At 59.6% G+C, this 19,118-nt stretch carries 21 protein-coding genes and 6 pseudogenes; 9 read left to right on the top strand and 18 right to left on the bottom strand.

What is annotated here, in order from left to right:
- Positions 1-69: 69 nt before the first annotated feature.
- The 7 genes and pseudogenes from V1279_RS23295 to V1279_RS37925 form a co-directional block, all read right to left on the bottom strand.
- Positions 70-1,275: pseudogene (locus V1279_RS23295) on the bottom strand (IS91 family transposase).
- A 13-nt stretch (positions 1,276-1,288) separates the two neighbouring features.
- Positions 1,289-2,164 (bottom strand): tyrosine-type recombinase/integrase, encoded by an 876-nt coding sequence (locus tag V1279_RS23290; RefSeq protein WP_334440587.1) that lies wholly within the window; start codon positions 2,162-2,164, stop codon positions 1,289-1,291.
- Positions 2,165-2,379: 215 nt separating this feature from the next.
- A protein-coding gene (locus V1279_RS23285; RefSeq protein ID WP_334440586.1) for an IS630 family transposase occupies positions 2,380-3,323 on the bottom strand; the annotation gives its coding sequence in 2 pieces (ribosomal slippage) (positions 2,380-2,985 and positions 2,988-3,323; 942 coding nt in all).
- A gap of 104 nt (positions 3,324-3,427) precedes the next feature.
- Positions 3,428-3,599 (bottom strand): annotated as a pseudogene (locus V1279_RS23280) (IS630 family transposase); the annotation flags it as partial.
- A pseudogene (locus tag V1279_RS23275) lies at positions 3,593-4,198 on the bottom strand (thiamine pyrophosphate-binding protein); the annotation flags it as partial. The pseudogenes V1279_RS23275 and V1279_RS23280, both read right to left, overlap by 7 nt.
- A 628-nt stretch (positions 4,199-4,826) precedes the next feature.
- Positions 4,827-5,273: a Bug family tripartite tricarboxylate transporter substrate binding protein gene (locus V1279_RS37930; RefSeq protein WP_442894804.1), complete on the bottom strand. Its 447-nt coding sequence runs from the start codon at positions 5,271-5,273 to the stop codon at positions 4,827-4,829.
- Positions 5,222-5,797, bottom strand: a complete 576-nt coding sequence (locus V1279_RS37925) for a Bug family tripartite tricarboxylate transporter substrate binding protein (protein WP_442894803.1) — start codon at positions 5,795-5,797, stop codon at positions 5,222-5,224. The genes V1279_RS37930 and V1279_RS37925 overlap by 52 nt, the downstream gene beginning before the upstream one ends.
- A gap of 527 nt (positions 5,798-6,324) precedes the next feature.
- On the opposite strand from V1279_RS37925, the gene V1279_RS23265 reads away from it, so the two are divergent.
- On the top strand, positions 6,325-7,248 hold the full coding sequence (locus tag V1279_RS23265) for a recombinase family protein (protein ID WP_334440585.1): 924 nt from the start codon (positions 6,325-6,327) through the stop codon (positions 7,246-7,248).
- Between the two features lie 47 nt (positions 7,249-7,295).
- Positions 7,296-7,865: pseudogene (locus V1279_RS23260) on the top strand (glycosyltransferase); the annotation flags it as partial.
- A gap of 110 nt (positions 7,866-7,975) precedes the next feature.
- On the opposite strand, the gene V1279_RS23255 reads toward V1279_RS23260, so the two are convergent.
- The 3 genes from V1279_RS23255 to V1279_RS23245 form a co-directional block, all read right to left on the bottom strand.
- The gene (locus tag V1279_RS23255) at positions 7,976-8,119 is read right to left on the bottom strand and encodes a hypothetical protein (RefSeq protein WP_334440583.1); all 144 of its coding nucleotides are present in this window, start codon (positions 8,117-8,119) and stop codon (positions 7,976-7,978) included.
- 70 nt (positions 8,120-8,189) lie between these two features.
- Positions 8,190-8,387 (bottom strand): hypothetical protein, encoded by a 198-nt coding sequence (locus tag V1279_RS23250; protein ID WP_247834207.1) that lies wholly within the window; start codon positions 8,385-8,387, stop codon positions 8,190-8,192.
- 88 nt (positions 8,388-8,475) lie between these two features.
- Entirely contained in the window at positions 8,476-8,757 is a 282-nt protein-coding gene (locus tag V1279_RS23245; RefSeq protein ID WP_334440582.1) for a hypothetical protein, read from the bottom strand.
- On the opposite strand from V1279_RS23245, the gene V1279_RS23240 reads away from it, so the two are divergent.
- On the top strand, positions 8,756-8,992 hold the full coding sequence (locus V1279_RS23240) for a hypothetical protein (RefSeq protein ID WP_334374808.1): 237 nt from the start codon (positions 8,756-8,758) through the stop codon (positions 8,990-8,992). The genes V1279_RS23245 and V1279_RS23240 overlap by 2 nt on opposite strands.
- 281 nt (positions 8,993-9,273) lie before the next feature.
- Here the strand turns inward: V1279_RS23240 and V1279_RS23235 are convergent, their stop codons facing one another.
- From V1279_RS23235 to V1279_RS37910, 5 genes and pseudogenes are all read right to left on the bottom strand, one after another.
- On the bottom strand, positions 9,274-10,737 hold the full coding sequence (locus V1279_RS23235; RefSeq protein WP_334440581.1) for a PAS domain S-box protein: 1,464 nt from the start codon (positions 10,735-10,737) through the stop codon (positions 9,274-9,276).
- A gap of 32 nt (positions 10,738-10,769) precedes the next feature.
- Entirely contained in the window at positions 10,770-11,348 is a 579-nt protein-coding gene (locus V1279_RS23230; protein ID WP_334440580.1) for an NAD(P)/FAD-dependent oxidoreductase, read from the bottom strand.
- 139 nt (positions 11,349-11,487) lie between these two features.
- Positions 11,488-11,592 (bottom strand): annotated as a pseudogene (locus tag V1279_RS37920) (hypothetical protein); the annotation flags it as partial.
- A gap of 19 nt (positions 11,593-11,611) precedes the next feature.
- Entirely contained in the window at positions 11,612-12,022 is a 411-nt protein-coding gene (locus V1279_RS37915; protein WP_442894907.1) for a DUF72 domain-containing protein, read from the bottom strand.
- Positions 11,943-12,200: pseudogene (locus tag V1279_RS37910) on the bottom strand (DUF72 domain-containing protein); the annotation flags it as partial. The pseudogene V1279_RS37910 and the gene V1279_RS37915, both read right to left, overlap by 80 nt.
- Positions 12,201-12,409: 209 nt before the next feature.
- Between V1279_RS37910 and V1279_RS23220 the strand changes: the two are divergent.
- Complete coding sequence (locus tag V1279_RS23220) at positions 12,410-12,925, top strand: YciE/YciF ferroxidase family protein (RefSeq protein WP_334440578.1); 516 nt, start codon at positions 12,410-12,412, stop codon at positions 12,923-12,925.
- A 73-nt stretch (positions 12,926-12,998) separates the two neighbouring features.
- Here the strand turns inward: V1279_RS23220 and V1279_RS23215 are convergent, their stop codons facing one another.
- Entirely contained in the window at positions 12,999-13,856 is an 858-nt protein-coding gene (locus tag V1279_RS23215) for an SDR family oxidoreductase (protein WP_334440576.1), read from the bottom strand.
- 264 nt (positions 13,857-14,120) lie between these two features.
- Here V1279_RS23215 and V1279_RS37905 point away from each other — a divergent pair, with 264 nt between their 5' ends.
- From V1279_RS37905 to V1279_RS23205, 3 genes are all read left to right on the top strand, one after another.
- Positions 14,121-14,255, top strand: coding sequence for a DUF4142 domain-containing protein (locus V1279_RS37905; protein WP_442894802.1), 135 nt, complete (start codon positions 14,121-14,123; stop codon positions 14,253-14,255).
- Positions 14,255-14,554: a DUF4142 domain-containing protein gene (locus tag V1279_RS37900; protein WP_442894801.1), complete on the top strand. Its 300-nt coding sequence runs from the start codon at positions 14,255-14,257 to the stop codon at positions 14,552-14,554. Before V1279_RS37905 ends, V1279_RS37900 begins: the two co-directional genes overlap by 1 nt.
- Positions 14,555-14,942: 388 nt before the next feature.
- Complete coding sequence (locus V1279_RS23205) at positions 14,943-15,083, top strand: hypothetical protein (RefSeq protein WP_244608611.1); 141 nt, start codon at positions 14,943-14,945, stop codon at positions 15,081-15,083.
- A 106-nt stretch (positions 15,084-15,189) separates the two neighbouring features.
- Here the strand turns inward: V1279_RS23205 and V1279_RS23200 are convergent, their stop codons facing one another.
- Positions 15,190-15,393 (bottom strand): hypothetical protein, encoded by a 204-nt coding sequence (locus tag V1279_RS23200; RefSeq protein WP_108522340.1) that lies wholly within the window; start codon positions 15,391-15,393, stop codon positions 15,190-15,192.
- 124 nt (positions 15,394-15,517) lie between these two features.
- Between V1279_RS23200 and V1279_RS23195 the strand changes: the two genes are divergently transcribed.
- The gene (locus V1279_RS23195) at positions 15,518-16,249 is read left to right on the top strand and encodes a Crp/Fnr family transcriptional regulator (protein ID WP_334374816.1); all 732 of its coding nucleotides are present in this window, start codon (positions 15,518-15,520) and stop codon (positions 16,247-16,249) included.
- Positions 16,250-17,285: 1,036 nt separating this feature from the next.
- Here V1279_RS23195 and V1279_RS23185 read toward each other — a convergent pair.
- The gene (locus tag V1279_RS23185; RefSeq protein WP_108522338.1) at positions 17,286-17,489 is read right to left on the bottom strand and encodes a CsbD family protein; all 204 of its coding nucleotides are present in this window, start codon (positions 17,487-17,489) and stop codon (positions 17,286-17,288) included.
- Positions 17,490-18,243: 754 nt separating this feature from the next.
- Here V1279_RS23185 and V1279_RS23180 point away from each other — a divergent pair.
- Positions 18,244-19,077, top strand: a complete 834-nt coding sequence (locus V1279_RS23180; RefSeq protein WP_334440575.1) for a YihY/virulence factor BrkB family protein — start codon at positions 18,244-18,246, stop codon at positions 19,075-19,077.
- The last annotated feature ends 41 nt before the right edge of the window (positions 19,078-19,118 follow it).

Below are 19,118 nucleotides of genomic sequence, written 5' to 3'. Positions count from 1 at the left end.
CATGGTCATGGCCGATCGAGAGTCGGCGAGGCAGAGGCGCAATGGAATGCCGTGGCGAACCGGTTCTGGTCACGATGTGTCGATCCTGATTACCGCCGGCCGGTAGCGCGGCGAGGCGCCGCGATGGAATGTCTCGATGATGACCATGCGGCCGCCGCAGCAAGGGCACGGGTGCGAGAGCGGTTTGGGCTCATCGGTCTCGGCGCAGCTATTATCTTCGACCTCGGGCTGTGCCGCAGGCACGTCGAGCAATCGGCGCGCTTGAGCGATATTGCCGGCGCGGGTACCGCTGGCGAGCAGTCCGTAGTGACGGATGCGGTGGAAGCCGTGCGGCAGGACGTGGATCAGGAAGCGACGGATGAACTCGCTGGTGGCCAGTGTCATGACATTGTGGCGATCACGACCTTCGGCACGATAGTCCTTCCATCGGAAGGCGACGCTGTCGCGGTCGCAGGCGATCAGCCGGCTGTTGGCGATGGCGACACGGTGGGTATAGCGGGACAGATAGGCCAACACGGCCTGTGGCCCACCGAACGGGCGCTTGGCATAGACCACCCATTCGGCTCGGCGTAGCGGTGCCAGACACGCCGCGAACGCCTGCGGGTCGGCGAGGGCTGCGTGATCGCCGAAGAACTTCAGGAGGCCGGCCTGGTGTGCGGCAAGGAGCCTCTCCAGGAACAGCCGTCGGAACAGGCGGGAGAGCACGCGCACGGGGAGGAAGAATCCGGGCCGGCAGGACACCTAGCGCTTGCCGTCAGGCGAGATGCCGCCGCCTGGGACGATCATGTGAACATGCGGGTGGTGAGTCATCGCTGAGCCCCAGGTGTGCAGCACGGAGGTGATGCCGATCCTGGCACCCAAATGCTCCGGATCGGCAGCGATCGTCAGCATGGTCTCGGCCGAGACCTTGAACAAGAGATCGTAGATCACCGCCTTGTTCTGGTAGGCAATGTCGGCGATCGGCGCCGGCAGCGTGAACACCACGTGATAGTACGGCACCGGCAACAGATCGGCTTCACGCGCGGCGAGCCATTGCTTCGCGGCGGCGCCCTGGCACTTCGGGCAGTGCCGGTTGCGGCAGGAGTTGTAGGCAATCGTCGTATAGGCGCAGTCCTCGCAGCGCGTAACATGGCCGCCGAGAGCTGCCGTGCGGCAGTTCTCGATTGCCGACATCACCTTCAACTGCTCGAGGCTGACATGGCCGGCATTGGCTCTGCGCCATGCCGGTCCACGGTCGCGGAAGATATCCGCGACCTCCAAAGCCGGGCGCGACATAAGCGCCTCAGCGTCAGCCGGGCGGCCGGATCTCCTTGAGCTTGAGCGCGATGTGCTCCAGCGGGCTCATGACCTCGCTGATCGTCTTGGTGGCGACGCGGGTATAGAGCGCCGTGGTGTCGAGCTTGGCGTGACCGAGCAGCACCTGGATGACGCGGACATCGATGTTCTGCTCGAGCAGGTGGGTGGCAAAGCTGTGCCGCAAGGTGTGCAGCGAGACGCGCTTGTTGATCTCCGCCATCTGGGCGGCGGCGTGGCAGGCGCGATTGAGCTGGCGCGTGGTCATCGGCTGCGCCGGATCGCGGCCTGGAAATAGCCAACCCCGGGGCCGCGCCGTCCGCCACCAGGTGCGCAACAGATTGAGCAGGTGTGGGGAGAGCATGACGTTACGGTCCTTGCCGCCTTTGCCCTGCTCGACGCGGATGATCATGCGTTTGCTGTCGATGTCGGCGACCTTGAGCGAGACCACCTCGGCGGCGCGCAGACCGGCGCCATAGGCCACGCTCAGCGCCGCCTTGTACTTCAGCCCCGGCGCCGCATCGAGCAGCCGCGCCACCTCTTCGACGCTGAGCACCACCGGCAGCTTGCGCGGCTCGTGAATGACATGGGTATGCTCGACGATCTCGTGGCGCTTGAGCGTGACCTTAAAGAAGAACCGCAGCGTCGATACGGTCTGGTTGATGGTCGGCACGCCAACGCCGCTCGCCGCCAGATGGAGCTGGTAGCGGCGCACGTCCTCGAAGCTCGCCGTATCCGGCGATCGCCCGAGGAACGCAGCGAAGTTCTTGACCCGTTGCACGTAGTCATGTTTGGTCTTCGGCGCTAACTTGCGGATCGTCATGTCTTCGATCATGCGCCGCCGCAATGGGCTCATGGCCTCGTCGGTCATGGGGATGCTCCTGTCTTGAGTGAGGTTGTCGAAACCCCTCGATCTCAAGACAGGACGCCCCGTTGCGCTATCCTGTTGGCTGCCCTGCCTGCTGCGGCGCCCTATCGCGCGAGCGGTTTAGTCCCTTGGCGCAAAGCGGACATTCGACAAAGGTTCAACTTCTGGTTTTGCCACTTGCGGACACTCTGTCAGAAATGATCTAGAGCGGGGTGGGTTTATGTTTGGTCATATCCGGCGTTGGCGAAGTAATTAGCGCATTCGGCCGGTGAGACGGTGTTGAGGATGGGAGCGATAGCATCGTAGACGGCCTCGGTGGTTCGCTGTGCGGCTTTTCGCAGCCAGTGTTTGAACTTAGCGAAGAACTGCTCGATGGGGTTCAGATCGGGCGAGTATTTCGGCAGGTAGAAGAGCCGGGCGCCGGCGGCACGGATGGCGCGACGCACGGCGGTGGCCTTGTGCGAGCCGAGATTGTCCATGATGACGATGTCGCCATGGCGCAGGGTCGGGACCAGAACCTTCTCGATGTAGAGAAGGAAGGCTTCGCCGTTGATCGGCCCCTCGATGAACCATGGAGCGGTGATGCGATCGTGGCGCAAGGCGGCCATGAAGGTCATGGTCTGCCAGCGGCCGTGCGGCACCTTGGCTTTGAGGCGTTGACCGCGCGGCGCCCAGCCCCGTAGCGGCGCCATATTGGTTTTGGTCCAGGTCTCATCGATGAACACCAGCCGAGTGGGATCGATCCGATCCCGATACTTGGTCCACTGCGCCCGCCGACGGGCAACATCGGGACGATCCTGCTCGGCAGCAATCAGCGTCTTTTTTTGTAACTGAGCTTCTCAGCGTGGACGAATTCCCACATCGTGCGGTAATCGACCTTGAGGCCACGCTCGGCGAGTTCGGCGACCAGCCCGCGCACGGTAAAATCCTTCCGGCACCGTTGCATCAGCCATTCGCGGTGCGGCCCCGCAATCTTCTTTGGCCTGTAGCCGCCGATCTGGTCCGGCTTGACGCTCCCAGTCTCGTGGAAGCGCTGTACCCAGTTGATCGCCGTGCTGATGCCCACCCCAAATTGGGCCGCCGCCTGATGCCGCGACAGGCCGCCTTTGATGACGGCCTTCACCACCCGCTCACGAAGGTCGTTCGAATAGGGTCGTCCCATCCATGCTGGCCTCCTTCCCAGCCAGCATGTTGAATCAGAAGTCTTCCGATTTGGGAATCCTCAATCGATTCAGACTAGACCCATCCCGCTCTAGTCACGTGAATCTAAATTTCGTCGCATAAGGTCTGCTGAGCTTTGCGGCAGAAGCGCTTAACTGAAGCCAAGATTTGGTCCATTTGAAGGGCTTTGGATTTTCGTTATGCCGTCGATGAAAGCGCGAATATCGGCCTCGAGCTGCCTGACGGAGGTATGAACACCTGTTCGGAGCCGCGGTCGGCCGCCAAAATTCGGCGAGCCAACGCCTGGAGCGCTTCGGCGGATGGCGCAACGCGCGTGTCTCGCGTCGACCGGCCCAGCTCTATGCCGGCTTCTGCGTTGAGGATGTCGCCGGGAAGAGAGATGAATACGGGCCCCGTGGGGGGCGTGGTTGCGATCTTGGCTGCCCGGCGCACGATGCGGGGCAGGTCTTCAAGCCGAGTAACTTCTACAGCCCATTTGACCAGCGGCTCGGCAATCCGGACGAGGGGTTCGTACAGCAGGGGCTCCATCAATCCATGGCCCTGTTCCTGCTGTCCCGCAGTGAGGATCATGGGAGTACCGGTGAACTTCGCGTTGTAGAGCGAACCTATGGCGTTGCCGAGACCGGGCGCGACATGGACGTTACAGGCGACCAGGCGGCCGGATGCCCGGCTGAATCCGTCGGCGATCGCAACCACCAAGCTCTCCTGCATCGCCATGACGTAGATCAGCTCCGGATGGTCCTTCAGCGCGTGCATGATGGGAAGTTCGGTGGTGCCGGGATTTCCGAACAGATGGGTAATGCCCTCATCCTTCAGCAGGGCCAGGAAGGCCGAGCGGCCGGTGATGCGGTTCATGGGTGGCTCCGGTTCATTAGGGCACTGGGTTGAGGTCATCGCCTCAATCTTGCTTGAGGCGACGTTCGCTCTGTCTCGGTTGGTAGCGAGCGCCGAGAGGCAAAAAAAGCCCGGACTTTTGCAAGGCGGGGCCCCAAGTCTGGGAGGAAACGACTATTTGCCCAGCCAAACCTTCGGCGCCTGAATCTACTGAAGGCATCGCCGCCCGCCCTTGGCTTCTATCGGTGCATGAGTACCGGCACCGGTGCGAAGAAGAGGAAGTTGGGCAGTGAGAACCAGCGGGCCGCGATTTCGGCGTGAGCGGAAGGCGTCCAGAGGCTGACGATTGCAATGGCTGCCACAAGGCCAACGGTGATCGGGCGAGCGAGCTCACGCATTCGCTGCTGTAGTTCGCAGCAGGTGATCAAGCTCGGCATGGTCCCCGGCAACAGCCCGCCGCGTGACCAGCTGCCAGGTTTCATCAGCGCTGAAATCGAACGGTGGCGCAAAGTCATAATTTAGGCCGGGCTTGCTGGCTCGCAACGTTGACCGACCCACGCTACCTGTCATGAGCGGCCGCCAACCGCAGATCGAAGGCTCTTAAGGCCGGACGCGAGAAGATCGTCAGCGACGCCGCCTCAAGCCATATCTATTTCTTCCCCGCCTTTGCGACAACCGTTTCCCATTTCTTCGCCTCGCTCTCGATAAATCGTGAAAATTCATCCGGCGCCATTGGTAATGGATCAGAGCCCAGCGCGCGGATTCGCTCGACGATTGCCGGATCCTTCAGCGCTGTCACAAATGCTGTGTTGATTTTCGCGATTGCATCATCTGGAGTTCCGGCCGGCGCAACGATGCCGAACCAGCCCGTCGCTTCAAAACCCGGGACCCCCTGCTCGGCAAATGGTGGAATGTCTGGAAGACGTTGATATCGATACGCCGAAGAGACGGCGATAGGCGTGATGAGACCGCCCTCGATCGCGGCCATCGCTGATGGAGGATCGATCACCCCGAGCGGCATATGCCCGCCGATCAGATCGGTAACTACCGGAGCCATACCGCGATAGGGCACCAGTTCAAGCCTGGTATCGGCCATCTGTTGAACATCTCGGTTGTCAGGTGCATCAGCGTGCCGTTACCACCGTGACCGATTGCAAGTTGGTTGGGCTGCTTTGCCATGGCGACGATGTCGCGAAGCGTCTTTCCCCGCAGCGAATTCGAAGCCGCGAGGATGAAAGGCACCGACGCGAGGCCGGTAACGGGCGCGAGGTCCTTGCGCGGGTCATAGCCCGCGTTCTCCTGGACGCCGAGGCTGACGCCTAGACCCGCCGCGCCGCCCAGTCCGATCAGGTAGCCGTCCGGCGGCGCCTTGGCGACCATGCCGATCGCGATCGAGCCGCCTGCACCCGGGCGATTTTCAATGACCAACGTTTGCCCCAATTGCTTTTCGACGGTCGGCTGTACGATGCGTGCGCTTGCATCGGAACTGCCGCCGGCGGGAAACCCAACGACGAGGCGGATCGCACGTTCGGGGTAGGCGCCCGCAGCCGTACCACTCCCAACTGTTGTCCACTGGCATGCGAGCACGATTGCTATCACGGCTCTTGAAGCGCTTCTCATGATCCCTCCCGGTGTTTCTTGTGAGGCCCCGCGCACCAGCCAACAGATTTGGATTTCTAGGGATGCCGGCCGGTATTGTCGGTGCACTGGTAAGCAATTGCAGATCGTCATTGTGCCGGCAGCCAGGACGAGTGGAAATGCTTGATGCTCCAACCCTGGTCGCCTTGGTCACGAGGAAGGTGAGCTGGCAGGATCGTCAATAGAACGAACGCCAACAGCAATTTTCTCATGATCGTTCGCCTCGCGCTGTGGGTTGACACCCACACACACGCCTCAGATCATCTTGCAGAATCCTGACGCTTCGGGTTAGCCACAAAATACTCTTGAATTGATAAGGTCGCCTTATGACTCCAGCAATGCGGTTAGCCAATCTACTTTGCGGATCCCGCGCCACGGACGATATCCAAACCGTCGCGAGATTGTTCACCGCGAAGGGCGGGAGAAGTCAGCCGTTCCGGCTAGCGCGAACGACCGGTTCACAGTATTGTCTCCCGCGGTTTATGTCGTGAAGATGGTTGGTCAATCGAGTGAACGTGGCCAATCATCATGGGCGTCCTTGGACCGACATCATGATCCAGGCTATTCTCAAGAATGAGAACTATGTCGGGAATCTCGTCTACAACCGTACGTCCCGCCGCCTCGGACAGAAGCTGGTCAACAATCCTCAACACCTGTGGGTTAGGAGCGCGGCGGCGGTGGACCCGATGGTCGACCAAGACCTCTTCGCACGTGCCCAAAAAATCATGGCCGAGCAGTATATCTCCATCCCAGAAGACGAGATGTTGCGCCGGCTGCGACACACGCTCGCTCGCAGGGGAAAGCTTAGCGACGGCATCATCCGCAATACGGCCGGACTTCCCTCCACCCAATGTTACGTCAAGCATTTTGGCTCGATAAGAAAAGCCTATGCGCTCATTGGCTATAAAGCCTCACGGGACTGCGCTTGGTATGATGCGCGACAGCATTGGTCCGATGTATTGTCAAAACTGGCGGCGCAGGTTGCGGAGGCGCTAAGGATCGAACTTGGACTTCAAGTGCACCTCAGAGAGGACGGTCCAAGCCTGGCACTGAACGGAACGCGCAGCATCATCTCATTTCGCGTGGCGCGGCAACCGCCAAGGAAGAGCGCAAGCCGCACGTCACAATGGCGAGCCCATCTGAGGAAGATGCGATCAGAGCTGTTTATCGTCCCGCGACTGAACGATGCCAAGCTAATCCAAGACTATGTGATCGTACCCAAGTCAGACGGTGCCAAGCCATATCTGACGCTTTCGGATGCCTCTTTGGCCCGTCACAGGGCGGTTCGCGTCGAGACCGTGGACGAGGTGATTGCCGAGATCAAGGCGAGGTTCACATCGTCCAGCCATGCCGCGCCAGCCAAGCCAATGCGACGGAGCAAGCGAAGGAAACCAAGCCGGCCCAAAACCAAGAACGTCCGCGCGCGGCACTGACGGAGTGCAGATAGAGAATTGCGCCCAAAACCTTGCCGTAGTTTCTTCGGCTGACGGCGGAGAAAGGACCGGAAGCCGCCATCCGAATCGCGCGCGCTGCCAAGATGCCGCTTCGTATCGCTGCAAAGGTGCCGCGGGGCGAAACGGGCTACTTCAAAGAACAACTCGAGCCGCAGATTGACGGGAAACAGGTCCAGCTCACCGGCGAGGTCAATGATGAAGCGAAGCGACAGTTTCTGGCGGGCGCCGCAGCACTGTTGTTTCCGATCGATTGGCCGGAACCGTTCGGCCTCGTCATGATCGAGGCCATGGCGTGCGGCACGCCCGTCATCGCGTTCAAGTCCGGCTCGGTGTCGGAGGTCATCGACGACGGCATCACCGGCTTTGTCGTATCCGACAAGGCAGAAGCCGTTGAAGCGATCGGAAGGCTTTCCGAGCTCGATCGACGTCAGGTGCGAATGCAATTCGAGAAAAGGTTTACCGCAAGACGAATGGCACAGGAATATCTCCGCCGCTACAAGACATTGATTCATCCCGATGTGAGCGAAGTTCATCCCGGCATCAGGCCCGCCTTGTCTAAAGGTTCATCTGGCGCTTGCTCAGATCGCGTACGTTGAAGTGACTTATGAGGGTGGAAACTGCAATCACCATCACCAACCCGACCAATCCCATCAGGCCCGCCATCAGCATGTCTTTGCACCATGCGTAAAGTTGGAGCGTCAACAACTCACTTCAGATTTGCCGGCTTTTCCCGCAGCGGCACGTTGGCCGCAGGTGGTGGGCAATAGTTCAAAAGCCTAAACAGCGCCTTGGCTTCGAGTTCTTCCTTGGCATGTCTGCAGGCTTTAAAATCTTCAAGGATAGAATTCAAAAATCTCTTCGACGGCTTTGCTCATCGGAATCCACTCACGCCGCGATATTCTGGCATGGTGCTGCGCTGCTTATTCCGGTTGCTTTAGCCCCGGAGACGATAGCCAATCGTTTATACGCAATGCGGTGTCGGCCTGCCGGGCTTTTCTCAAGAGCTCTTCTCGCTCCTTTCCGTGCGGCATTTTCTTGGCTTCTTCGCGTAGGCGTTCGGCTTCCTGCGCAAGTCGATCAGGGAACGACAGGATTTGTTTAAAACGGCGTCGCTGCATGGCGCTGCTCCATTTCCATGGAAGGCGGGACCGGCGTTCTCATCACCACTTGCTGTCCCGCGAGCGAAGAGGTCCACAATCGATCCGCTTAACCTTCACGAGCGTGAGCCTCATGGACTTGTGGCATTTCGGGCAGATTGGGGGCTTTGAGGCATTCATCGCACAGGTGCACCGGGCATTTTTGGCAACCGTATTGGAAAGTGTATTCCTCGAAATGGGGACTGTAAACATCTAAGTTATTGATATTATTAGTACTTTTACTAATTTTTGGACTTTTTGGTTGTTGAAGGAACTTGGTTTGATTGAGTGAATTGAGCAATTTACTAATTTCGCGTTGAACACTGAAAATGCTCTGCGTGGAGGAGGCCATGAACGATCTCCGTGGTGAGCGATTGCAGATCATGCTTTCGCCGGAAGAACTATCGGTGATTGACGACTTCAGATTTCAGCATCGTATGCCGACCCGAGCCGCGGCTGTTCGCGAGTTGCTTAAACTGGGCCTCGCGTCGACTGCGACCGCTGGCAATGGCATGAAATCCAGCAACTATGGCGTGTTCAGTCGCGGACCTACCGGTCATCTGGATAGCGACGCCACCGGCGAGTAGCGCGTCCCAGTGAGGGTTCGTTGTGCCATGTCTATGTCCGCGTTGGGTCCAGAAGGCGACCTCCAGCATGCGGGCGGTAGTGGTACAACGCGGACAGGAATCCGTATGCCCGCTGCGCGCGAGACTGACCAACGGGTGCCTTCCTCAGATGTTGAGATTTGGTGCCCAGGAAAGGATAGGATCACCACCGCCGTGCGAGATTGATTTTGCTAGGCTTTTGAGCCGTCCGGTGATTTCTTGTATATCGTCCACAACTTGATTTCGCCAGAATGACTTGAGCGCTAGGGATGCGCCACTATGCGGTCCTTTGGAAAAGAAAGGTCTATTGTCAGGCCTGCGGGGTTCCAATCCCACGCGATCCCGCCCCCAAATTGGCTCTGCACCGTTGCACGGGAGAGTAGCGTACCAAAGCCCTCTACCTCTGCTTGACGACCAACCGGTGGTCCTCCGCGTTCCGTCCACGTTAGCACGAATTGGTCAGTGTTTTCGGAGCACGCGATATTGATGGAGCCACTTTGGCTCGAAAGTGCCCCGTACTTTGTGGCGTTGGTTGCAAACTCGTGCAATAGCAACGCAAAACCGGTCACCACGTCGCCCGCGATTGGAATGTCGGGTCCGCTGATCGTGACACGCGCCCCGCCTTTGTCGGTGCTGCCATCATAAGGCGAGAGAATCGTCCCAATCAACGTATGCAGCAGCGTTGAGTGTTGCATTCGATGAGTGCCATCGGCAGTCAGCTTCAACGTTAGGTCGTTGGCTTTCGCGAGGGACAACAAGCGGTCTCGCACCACAGTAGCGAGTTCTTCCGCTGTTTTCGCCGATCGGGCACTCATCGTGACCACGCCGCCAGCGACAGCAAAGAGGTTCTTGATGCGATGATCCATCTCTCGGAAGATTAGCCGCTGCTGTTCCTCTGCTCGCTTTCGAAATGAAATATCGCGGGCTATTTTCGAAGCGCCGACGATCTTGCCGTCCTTGTCTCTGATCGGGGAGATCGTCAGCGAAATGTCGATGGTGCGGCCATCCTTGCGTTGGCGAACGCTTTCGTAGTGCTCGACGCGCTCACCGCGCCGGATGCGGGCAAGAATGGTCGGCTCCTCGTCGTGACGGTCGGGAGGGATTAGCATCATGACCGACTTCCCAATCGCCTCTTTAGCGCTATAGCCAAACAGCCGCTCCGCGCCCTGATTCCAGCTTGTGATGATGCTATTGAGGTCCTTCGAAACGACCGCGTCGTCGGATGATTCGATGATCGCGGCGATGGCTCGATAGCGCGCCTCACTCTCTCGAAGCCGCTGTTCAGCCTCCCGGCGCTCGGTGATGTCGACCAGCATGTTGACAGCGCCAATCAAAGCCCGTGAAGCATCGAACAGGGGCGTTGGATACGGAATGAACGGTACGCGCGTGCCGTCCGGCCGTTCGGCGACCGCTTCCATGCCTCGGATAGGACGCCGCTCCTTGAGCGCCAGCGCCATCGGACATTCGGCGTGCGGGAGGGAAGTGCCGTCCGGCCAATAGAGCTTCCATGATCCGCAAAACTCGGCGGTCCCTAGCGTCGGTCGGCATCCCCACAATTGCGCCGCCGCTTCATTGTAGAAGGTGATACGGCCGGCGGCGTCCGTCATATAGAGCGCTACCGGCAGTGCCTGCAAGAGTTCGTCGGATCCCCACGCCCCTTGATCTACGTTCGGCTTCTGCAGGGAGACCAGCAGCGATTCGATGTCGTCTTGTTCGGCGATACTCATCACACCCTCACGGCTGGAAAAACCTAACTTGCCTAAGCTGTGTCACAGTGGAAGCTGCAACGCTTTGTCTCGATGGCCGCGACAAGACCCCTGAGATATTTCAGAGGATGAAAGGTGCCTTGGCGCGGATAGCATAATACGTGCCGCTGGGCGCAATGGGCGAGGGGAACGCCGACCAGTCGACGGACAGGCGCGCCGACCTTGCGGACCGCATCCAATTCATACTCAATGATCTTCGCATCGGTGTCGCGCGCCTGAAACAGAAAACCGTCCAGGCGCCGGAAATCGCAGTCGATGGATTCCCGCTGCTGGATTTCCTCGATGCGATCCACCGCTGCGGCCTGACTCTCGTAGAACAGGCGGGATGTGTCCTCCCCGCGCAGGCCGATCATCGCGGACGTCAGATCATCGCAGAGCGGCGCCAGATGCGCAGTGGTGCGCGCCGTTATGCCGCCCGCGATCTTCCCACGATCGAGCACGATGACGCGCGAACCTCCGAGGGCGAGTTCATAGGCCGTAGAAATCCCGGCAATACCCGCGCCAATGATTACAACATTGCATTCCTTGCCGCCCTGCAGCGGTGTCGCGTTTGGGGCGACCGCAACGTCCATCCAAAGCGACTTGCTGCGCCGATCGATGAAAGGATCCATCCGAAAGCCCGATAAGTCGACAAATGATTTCTGGAGGTCAAACGGCCGATCAAGGGAGTGGTTCCTAATCAGTCCGCTGTCGTCGGCCGGCGCCGTCGACTCAGTCAGGCGTCTGCATCGGCCGGCGCCGCGCTTTTCTGGTCTTGTCGAAATAGACGAACACGTCGCAGCCTTGCCGCTTCCAGGACCTGATGCGGCGAGCCCATTCCGAAAGGGTTCGCGGACTATAGTGGCCCTTGTAACGGACCGTGGGGCCGTGCCAGCGTCACATAGACGAAGTCCGCCGTGCGCGTCCAAGGCGCCGGCGCGTCATGATGGTCGGAAATGCATAGCGAGATGGCTTGCTGCCGGAGCAATCGCGATATCTCTGGTGAATACCAGCTTGGATGGCGGAACTCGAAACTGTAGCGGCGTTTTCTTCGAAAGAAGCTTGAAGAAGGAAGTGAGTCGGTCGGCGTCAGCCCTAAAGTTGGGCGGAAGCTGAAACAAGATCGGCCCGACTTTCTTGCCGAGTAGGGACAGGCGGTCTTCCAGCAGTTCAAGGCTGTTGACCGAATTGTCGGAAAGCCGCTTCCAATGCGTGATGAATTTGGATGCCTTCCAGGCAAAAACCAAATCGCGCCCGGTCTGATCACGCCAGCTCACCACCGCCTTCGGAGTGGGTATTCTGTAAAACACGCCGTTGAGCTCAGTCGTCGAAAACTGGCTGCTGTAATAAGGCAACTGCTCCTTGAGGGGCAGGCCATTCGGGAAGAACGGCCCGCGCCAGGAATCGTAGTGCCAGCCCGATGTACCGATCAGAACCCGCGCCATGAGGTCACGGCTTCAAGACGACCTCGATGCAGCCGCCCTACCGTGCCATGCCAGTGCTTTCATCGTCCGGATCCTCCGCGTCGTTGATGAGAAAGACCTGGAAGCACGAGTAGTTCCTATCGCTCGGGCAAACGACGAGGAAGCGGCGCCGCTTAGGAACAACGGTCCCGGCAATAACGTTAAGCGCGCATCCAATCAAGGAGGATGCCATGGGACTATTCACAGAAGACATCAAGACAATGGACGACCTGTTCCTGCACGGCCTGCAGGATATTTATTATGCAGAGCAACAGATCACGAAGGCGTTGCCGAAGATGATCGATAAGGCGGCCAACCGCGATCTCGTCGCGGGCCTCAAGGCGCATCTGAAAGAGACCAACAAGCAGATCGAGCGGCTGGACAAGGTGTTTCTGAAGCTCGAGCAGCAGCCGCGCGGCACCCAATGCCCGGCCATCGATGGTCTGATTACGGAAGCCGATGAATTGACCGGCGAGGTAGCCGACAAGGCCGTGCTCGATGCGGCGATCGTCGCCGGCGCGCAGGCCGTCGAACACTACGAGATCTGCCGCTACGGCACGCTGATTGCCTGGGCCGAAAAGCTCGGTCATGACGAGGTGGTTCGCTTCCTGACCACCAACCTCAACGAGGAAAAGGCTGCGAACACGAAGCTCAATACCATCGCGCTTCGGAAGGGCGTCAACACCAAGGCATCGAACGCTGCCTGACCCGGAACTGGCAGCCAAGGCTCCGGCGAGAAACCGGGCCTTGGCAATGCCTATGGGCCAGTGGGGATACCTTTTACAGGAACGGCTTTCCGCCAGTGACGGCGATCGTCGCGCCGGATACGTAGCTCGAAGGCGGATCGGCCAGCACGACATAGGCCGTGGCCAACTCAGCCGGCTGACCGGGGCGCTTGATCGGGGCCTGTTTGCCGAAGTTCTTCACGGAGTCCTCAGGCAAGGTGGACGGGATGAGTGGCGTCCAGATCGGCCCCGGAGCAACCGCATTGGCACGAATGCCCTTCTCGGCCAGCATCTGCGCCAGTCCCGCCGTGAAATTGTGGATAGCACCCTTGGTCGTTGCATAGGCTAACAGCGTCGGGTTCGGTACATCCGAATTGATCGACGCCGTGTTGATGATGCAGCTACCCGCCTTCATGTGACTTACCGCTGCCATGGTAAGATAAAACATCGCGTGGATGTTTACCTTGAACGTCAGTTTCCATTCCTCGTCGCTGATGTCGTCGATCGATTTGAAGCTGGCCTGATGGGCCGCGTTGTTGACGAGGATATCTGCACCGCCCAGTTCCGATACGCCCTTCGCGATGACGGCGCGGCATTGACCGGGGTCCTGGATGTCGCCGGGAAGCAAAACGGCCGTTCTGCCGGCTTCCGTCACCATCCGCTCGGTCTCCCGGGCATCGTCATGCTCGTCGAGATAGGAGATCAGAACGTCAGCTCCTTCTCGGGCGTAGGCGATAGCAACCGCGCGGCCGATCCCGCTATCGCCACCGGTGATGACGACCTTCTTGCCGTTGAGGCGGCCGCTGCCCTTGTATGTCGTTTCGCCATGGTCGGGCACCGGATTCATCGCGGCAGTCTTGCCGGGCATCGGCTGGTGTTGGTTCGGAAAGGGGGGGCGGGGATAATGCAGCATGGCTCAGCCTGTGCTCTCTTTTATCTCAATGCTCCTTAACATCCGCTTGGCAGGTTCGCTCCTGCGTTGGCGAGCCGGGCAGGCGAGGGGCGCGGGGAATGCGAGGAACGAAGTGAGGTATCGCCAATTGATATGGAAGGTTCCGTCTTAAGGATTACAAAACGACATATCTTGCACCGTGCCTTGCGCTCATGCTCCTCGGCGTGCATGCAAAAGACCGGCATCAACTCCACCCTCGGCATCGCTCCGAAGACGGAAGATTTCGTGAGGCAAGTTGTCATCAGTGACATGTTCGAAATTCAGTCCAGCAGGATCGCGCAGGAACGGGGCAACGCCGACCAGAAGGCGTTTGCCGGGACCATGATCAAGGATCATCAAGTGACTTCGGCTGATATCTGATGGATCATGCCGGCGAGTGGAAAACGGCACTGCCGACCAAGCTGGACAGCCTCCACCAAAGCAAGATCGACAAGCTAAAATCTCTTCATGGCGCCGAGTTCAGCTCCCGATACAATCTTGACCAGGTCAGCGGCCACAAAGATGCCGTTTCGCTGTTTGAACGGTACGCGAAAGGCGGCGACGACCCGAACCTCAAGGAATGGGCAGAAAAGACGCTGCCGACCCTGTGGCATCATCTCGAAATGGCCCAGGAGATGGCGGCCGGAAAGCCTGTTGAAAGCACTAGATGCCGATCATAGGACTTGCGAGGGAGGCCGGTCCCAAGGCTCCGGTATAAACGCGGGTCCGGCTCCGAGACCGAAATTCATGCCAGGAATTCGCGATAGGGCACATCTGCTTGGCCGCCAAACGCGGGAGGAGGTTGCGCAGGCAATCGTCTGGCTGCTGTCGGACGCATCCTCGCAGGTCACTCATCGATATAGCAGGTGCGGCCGCTGATGGCGGCGGGCGTGGGCTCTGGTCGCTACAAGGCTTGCGCGAGCGCATGGACGAAGAGAGACCGGGCCTCCAGCGAATTTATGGCGGTGAAAAGCCGGCCGCAAAGATGGCGCCCAAGAAAGTCCAAGGGCGTGCGGGCCGAGAAGAAGGTAGGCGCTAGAAATGCCAGCATGCCAAGATACTTTTTCCGTGTGTACCACGACCGACCTGAGCCGGACGAGGAGGGAGAAGAACTGGCCGGATGCGCAAGCCGCGTGGCGCGAGGCAACGGTGACGGTGGGGCAGATCATTCAGGACCTCGATGGGAGGTTGCGTCCCGGCAAGGATTAGCGACTGGAAGTGACCGACGAATTCGCGAACCGGCTGTACGTCATCCACCTCTACGCCGAAAAACCAAAGTGATGGCTTGGGCGAATGCTGAAGGCTGAACGGCCGGCTATTTCGGGCTGCGCAATTCCGGGGATGCCAGCCACCGGTCTATCGCGGCTGCAGCATCACTGGAGACCGCTGTCTGTATCAGACGGTCGCGTTCCTGGCCCGGCGGTAAGCCGTCGGCTTTTGCGCGCGCGAGAGACGCGACTTGTTTCAAGCGTTCCTGAAGCGAAAGGACCGGGCGGCTGCGGTTGCGCTTTTTCTTCATGTTAGATCTCCTGCGAGATCTGAACTTTCCACATCGCAGCGGCCTCATCCTTAACCTTTGTTGGGAACCGCGCCCTTCCGCGCCCGTTTTTCCAGAGAAAGTGGACCGCGAAGGAGAATCTGGTTTGGATAAAGAATCGATCGTCGCGACCCTATTACGGCGGCTTGATGCGGTCACGGGGCTCGATGAGGCGGACATCGCCGCCATCCGCGCGCTTCCGATTGTCGTTCGTCCGTGGGAGGCCGGACGAGCCATCGTTTCCGACGGCGACCGCCCGACGGAATGCTGTCTGGTGATCGAGGGATTCTGCGTGCGCTCCAAAACGATAATGAACGGCCAGCGGCAAATTCTTTCCATTCATATCTCCGGGGACATCCCAGACCTTCAGAGCCTATATCTGCACCGCATGGACCACGATCTCATCAGCTTGGTCCCGTCCAGGTTGGGCTTTATCAGTCACGCCGCGCTGCGGGCTATGACGCGCGGGAATCCGAACATCACCGAGGTGCTCTGGCGCGACACACTGATCGATGCCGCGATGTTCCGGGAATGGATTGTCAATGTTGGGCAACGGCCGGCCGCGAGCCGGCTTGCTCACATCGTCGTTGAGTTGCGCAGACGTCTCGCCATCACGGGCTACACGGAATCAGGCGCGTTCGAGATGCCTCTCACGCAGGAGCAGATTGGCGAGACGCTGGGCATAACGCCAGTGCACGCCAACCGAATCATCAAACAACTGCGCGATGAGAACATCCTCGATATCAACAGGGGCCGGGTGAGGGTGCTCAACGAAACTAGGCTTGCGGAACTGGCGCAATTCGACGACCGCTATCTTCACCAAAGTCCGTCCCTATGAGGGGGACGCAACGAATCCTTTTTCTAAGGAAGTCGTGTAGCCGAAATAGCAGCGCTTTTCCATGCGCAGCTCCCCGGGAGCGATCGGCAGACGCTGGACGGATCAAGATATCGACGATCTAAAGCGCATGGCCAGTATTATTCCGCACCGCAGATTGCCGAACTGACCAATCGGACCGTCGGGGGCGTCGTATTCAAAGCCTATCAACTGGGGCTTTCCTTGCGATCCAACCGACACGCAAGAGAGCAGGCTGCCGTCGCGGAATAGGGAAGCCCACAGACCATCGGGAATGCTCGGTTTGTCCGATATGGGACATACGCGACGCCAAAAAAACGGACTGCCTACCGGCAGCGCGCCGGAGAAACGTGCCGTTTGCCAAAAACTGAGGACCCTGACGGCGTCCACGGCTTGGGCGTCTGGGCGCTGGCCGTCATTATGGGAGCGGCGCTCGCCTCGTTGATCGGCGCGGCCAGTCTCAATCGAACGCCTTCGATGCGAAGCCCTGCGCAGGCCAGCGCGGCCAAGCCGTTCCTGAGCTATGAGCTTGACCGGCTGTTTCGTGCCAGCCGTCGTGCGCCCAATGTTGATCTCTGCGCCGAGCGCGCTGAGACCGGGCGCATCCTTCTCACCACCTCAAGTCATAGCGGCCTGAGCACGGACGATCGCGCCTATCTCATTCAGCAGGTTGGCGCGCTTACGGGACTCTCTGCGGCCGATGCAGAGCGAAGGGTGGACAGCGTCATTGTAAACGCCAAGACCGCTGTTACGCAGCACAGTCATCCTTGCCTTCTCGGTCGCGACCGCCGTCTTGCTTGGCGCCGTGGCTGCATGGGCGGTCGCGTGCGCCGGCGGACGGCATCGCGACGGTGCTCTCGTGCCGGAATGGATGGCTCGATCAGATGCGATCGGCCGACGGCATGAGGCGATGGTGCCGTAGGGCAAGAGTTGCGTAGATCGCCCGCGCTGCAACGGCATAAGCGCGGCAGAGAATTGTCCTCGCCCAAATTAATAAGCCCCGCTAAAGCGGGGCCTTTTGTTACCACCCCTGGCTTCCGTACCAGGCGTCGATCTCTTTCTTGGCCTGGTCTTTGGCATAGCCATACCGCTGCTGCAGACGGCCCTCGAGTTGGTCTTGCTTGCCGTCTATGACATTGAGGTCATCATCGGTAAGCTTCCCCCACTGTTCTTTGACCTTGCCCTTCATCTCCTTCCAATTACCTTCAACGCGGCTCCAATCCATGCGGTCCTCCATTTAGTGCCCGTGACGAAACGTGTCGCTGCTGGCATAGTTCCTAACAGACCATGAGACATCCTTACTGACTGCGTTACTCCAGACGCAGGGACCGGAATTCAACGATGCGGCGTCACGCCGGTTGGGCTCGCTGGTCGAATGCAACCGCTGCAAGGCGGGCGAGCCTGCCGCCTGACGCCCTCCGTGACCGCGCGACACGCTCTGGGAGCTGGAGGCGTCGCTGAAATGCCGGTTGTCCTGGCCGGTGCCCGTGATCAAGCTGACCGCGCGAGATCACGCCCCACAAATGGGGTGAATCCGGAGGAGCGATAAACGGCGAGACCGCAACGCGGCGTTGTCATTCGATTTCGGAGCGGTCGCAAGGCCGCGCGATCCCGAGCGCATTAGGAACATTGCCTAGTATTCCAACGTTGAGAGTGTCCGTCCGATCACACGAGTGTGCAACCGCCATGGCGACTCTAGTCACGCGCAACCAATTCAATGTCACGCCGCAAGGGTGGTGCATAAGCCGGCGGAGGCTGCTTTCATCCCCAGTCCTGGCGACCCACTTTCAGGAACGATGCGGCTAGGTCAGCTAGTCAACCAGCGGGCCAACGGGCGGGGATACCGCGCGGAAGACGTTCTGAGAATTATGGGAGAACTTTGGGAAGAGTTTGTTGCCAGCAACCCGGAGATGTTCACTACGAACTCAGCGCCCTGCTAATCGTTTGGTGGCGCGTTCGAGGGAGGCGAGGGAAAACCAATGGGACTTTTGTGGCGGGTCCTGAAGGCGGCGGCATCCGGCTTTATCGCTAATGATGCCCTAAGCCGCGGAGCTTCCATCGCCTTCTATGCCGCCACGTCCCTGGCGCCCGTACTCCTTATCGTCGTGGCTATCGCCGGCTTGGCGTTCGGGCAGGATGCCGCTCGCGCCGCGATCAGTGATGAGCTCGGCCGGTTGTTGGGACCAACCGGCGGCGACTTCATCAAATCCATCCTGGCCCGATCAAGCGATCCGACGTCAGGCGCGACCGCAACCGTCGTGGGCGTCGTCACGGTGCTGGTAACGGCATCCGGTGTGTTCGGCGAGATGCGCACGGCACTGAACGCAACGTTCAAGTCCAAGCCGACGGACGAGCCAATTTTCTCCTTGATCCGGAGCCGGGCAGCCAGCCTTGGCCTTGTCGCCGCACTGGGCTTCATGCTGATCGTCTCGCTGGCCGCGAGTGCCGGGCTATCCGCCCTGGAGCACTGGTCGACCGGCAAGGCCGTGCTCAGCGCGCTCAACGCGGTCGTGTCACTTGGCATCTTCACGCTATTGTTCACAGCGATCTACAGGGTACTGCCGGACACGACGATCTACTGGCGCCATCTTCTGCTGGGCGCTTTTGTCACAGCCCTGCTGTTCACCGTCGGGAAATCGCTGATCGGATGGTACCTCGGTCAGGCAGCCCCGAACTCGACCTATGGCGCCGCGGGCGCGCTGATCGTCCTGATGTTCTGGGTCTACTACTCCGCGCAGATACTCCTGTTCGGCGCGGAATTAACGAAGGCGATCGATGACGCGCGCGATCCAGCGGCGCGCAACGAGCGTTAGGAACGATTCAATAGTGCCTGAGTTCGTTCTCAAAACAACAC

It is taken from the genome of Bradyrhizobium sp. AZCC 1610 (assembly GCF_036924515.1).
Taxonomy (GTDB): Bacteria; Pseudomonadota; Alphaproteobacteria; order Rhizobiales; family Xanthobacteraceae; genus Bradyrhizobium.
This window is presented reverse-complemented; position numbering and strand designations above follow the sequence as displayed.

Coding starts and splice junctions, on each gene's coding strand:
- V1279_RS23290 (WP_334440587.1), bottom strand. CDS start 2,164: ATGACCGACGAGGCCATGAGCCCATTGCGGCGGCGCATGATCGAAGAC.
- V1279_RS37930 (WP_442894804.1), bottom strand. CDS start 5,273: ATGGCCGATACCAGGCTTGAACTGGTGCCCTATCGCGGTATGGCTCCG.
- V1279_RS37925 (WP_442894803.1), bottom strand. CDS start 5,797: ATGAGAAGCGCTTCAAGAGCCGTGATAGCAATCGTGCTCGCATGCCAG.
- V1279_RS23250 (WP_247834207.1), bottom strand. CDS start 8,387: ATGCAGCGACGCCGTTTTAAACAAATCCTGTCGTTCCCTGATCGACTT.
- V1279_RS23240 (WP_334374808.1), top strand. CDS start 8,756: ATGAACGATCTCCGTGGTGAGCGATTGCAGATCATGCTTTCGCCGGAA.
- V1279_RS23245 (WP_334440582.1), bottom strand. CDS start 8,757: ATGGCCTCCTCCACGCAGAGCATTTTCAGTGTTCAACGCGAAATTAGT.
- V1279_RS23235 (WP_334440581.1), bottom strand. CDS start 10,737: ATGAGTATCGCCGAACAAGACGACATCGAATCGCTGCTGGTCTCCCTG.
- V1279_RS23230 (WP_334440580.1), bottom strand. CDS start 11,348: ATGGACGTTGCGGTCGCCCCAAACGCGACACCGCTGCAGGGCGGCAAG.
- V1279_RS23220 (WP_334440578.1), top strand. CDS start 12,410: ATGGGACTATTCACAGAAGACATCAAGACAATGGACGACCTGTTCCTG.
- V1279_RS23215 (WP_334440576.1), bottom strand. CDS start 13,856: ATGCTGCATTATCCCCGCCCCCCCTTTCCGAACCAACACCAGCCGATG.
- V1279_RS37900 (WP_442894801.1), top strand. CDS start 14,255: ATGGATCATGCCGGCGAGTGGAAAACGGCACTGCCGACCAAGCTGGAC.
- V1279_RS23200 (WP_108522340.1), bottom strand. CDS start 15,393: ATGAAGAAAAAGCGCAACCGCAGCCGCCCGGTCCTTTCGCTTCAGGAA.
- V1279_RS23185 (WP_108522338.1), bottom strand. CDS start 17,489: ATGGATTGGAGCCGCGTTGAAGGTAATTGGAAGGAGATGAAGGGCAAG.
- V1279_RS23180 (WP_334440575.1), top strand. CDS start 18,244: ATGGGACTTTTGTGGCGGGTCCTGAAGGCGGCGGCATCCGGCTTTATC.